We start from the raw sequence: 1,905 nt of genomic DNA, 5'->3' as shown, positions 1-1,905 counted from the left end.
TCCATCTTCATGGCCTCGACGGTCGCCAGCGCCTGCCCGGCCTCCACCTCGTCGCCCTCGCCGACCGAGATGCCGGTAATGACGCCGGGCATAGGGCAAAGCAGCAGTTTCGACGTATCCGGCGGCAGCTTTTCCGGCATCAGCAGCGCCAGTTCCGCAACACGCGGGCTGCGCACATGGGCGCGAATATCCATGCCGCGCCAGCGCAGGCGGATCGCCGCCCCGGCAAGATCGACCTTGGCGGCAATCACCTCGCCCGCCACCGTGAAGAGGCCGAGGCTCTGGCCGGGAAGCCAGCCGGTATCGACCGTCAGCGCAGCACCGTCGTCAAAACGGATCGCCGTACCATCCGTGCCGGTTTCCACGCAGACGCTTCGATGGAATTTGCCGAACGAAACCACCCAGTCATGGCCGACGATACGGCGGTGATTGCCGATGGTGCCGGAAATTTCCACCGCACGGTTCTGCAGCCGCTGATGGATGATGGCGGCAATGGCGGCAAGCTTGCGCGACGATGCCTCATCCGGCTCAACCCCGGAAAAGCCTTCCGGAAATTCTTCCGCGATAAAACCCGTCGTCAGCCTTCCGGCACGGAAACGCTCGTGCTGCATGACAGCCGACAGGAACGGCAGATTGTGGCCGATGCCCTCCACTTCGAAACGGTCCAGCGCCTGCCCCATGGCGTCGATGGCGGTTTCGCGATCCTTGCCTAGAGCGCACAGCTTGGCGATCATAGGGTCGTAATACATCGATATCTCGCCACCTTCGAAGACGCCGGTATCGTTGCGGATGACGGTGCCGTTTTCCTGCTTGCCTTCTTCCGGCGGGCGATAACGCGTCAGCCGGCCGATCGACGGCAGGAAGTTGCGGTAGGGGTCTTCGGCATAAAGCCGGCTTTCGATCGCCCAGCCGTTCAGCTTCACATCGGCCTGTCCGAAGGAGAGCTTTTCTCCTGATGCCACACGGATCATCTGTTCGACCAGATCGATGCCGGTGATGAGTTCCGTCACCGGATGCTCCACCTGCAGGCGGGTATTCATTTCCAGAAAATAGAAATTCCTCTCGCCATCGACGATGAATTCCACCGTGCCGACCGAATGGTAACCCACTGCCCTTGCCAGCGCCACGGCCTGCTCGCCCATGGCCTTTCGCGTCGCCTCATCCAGAAAGGGCGACGGCGCTTCCTCGATGACCTTCTGGTTACGCCGCTGGATCGAGCATTCACGCTCACCGAGGTAAAGTGTGTTGCCGTGCTTGTCGCCCAGCACCTGAATTTCAATGTGGCGCGGCTGGGTAACGAATTTCTCGATGAAGATGCGGTCATCGCCAAAGGAGGATTTCGCCTCGTTCTTCGAGGACTGGAAGCCTTCCCGCGCCTCGGCATCGTTGAAGGCGATGCGCATGCCCTTGCCGCCGCCGCCGGCGGACGCCTTGATCATCACGGGATAACCGATCTCAGACGCGATCCTCACCGCCTCGTCCGCATCCTCGATCAGCCCCATATGGCCGGGAACGGTGGAAACGCCCGCTTTGGCCGCCAGTTTCTTCGAGGTGATCTTGTCGCCCATGGCCTGGATGGCACCGACGGGCGGACCGATGAAGACGACGCCCGCCTTTTCCAGCGCCTCGGCGAAGGCGGCGTTTTCCGACAGGAAACCGTAGCCGGGATGGACGGCATCCGCACCGGTCTTCCTGATCGCCTCGAGGATTTTATCGATAACGATATAGGACTGCGACGAGGGTGCGGGGCCGATATGAACGGCTTCATCCGCTTGTCTCACATGCAGCGCATTGGCATCCGCATCCGAATAGACCGCAACGGTGGCGATGCCCATCTTCTTCGCCGTCTTGATGACCCGGCAGGCGATCTCGCCGCGATTGGCGATGAGGATTTTCTTGATCATG

The 1,905-nt window shown here is 61.3% G+C and carries 1 protein-coding gene; it reads right to left on the bottom strand.

The genetic code is table 11. The features are described 5' to 3' along the window. Nucleotides 1-1,904: acetyl-CoA carboxylase biotin carboxylase subunit (locus tag ACIQUH_RS27865; RefSeq protein WP_400821434.1), on the bottom strand; the 1,904-nt coding region annotated here is incomplete at its 3' end. Nucleotide 1,905 lies beyond the last annotated feature (1 nt).

The organism is Agrobacterium sp. NPDC090283 (genome assembly GCF_044769685.1).
Taxonomy (GTDB): Bacteria; Pseudomonadota; Alphaproteobacteria; order Rhizobiales; family Rhizobiaceae; genus Agrobacterium.
Note: the sequence above shows the minus strand (reverse complement) of the source record. Positions and strands in the feature narration are given on the sequence as shown.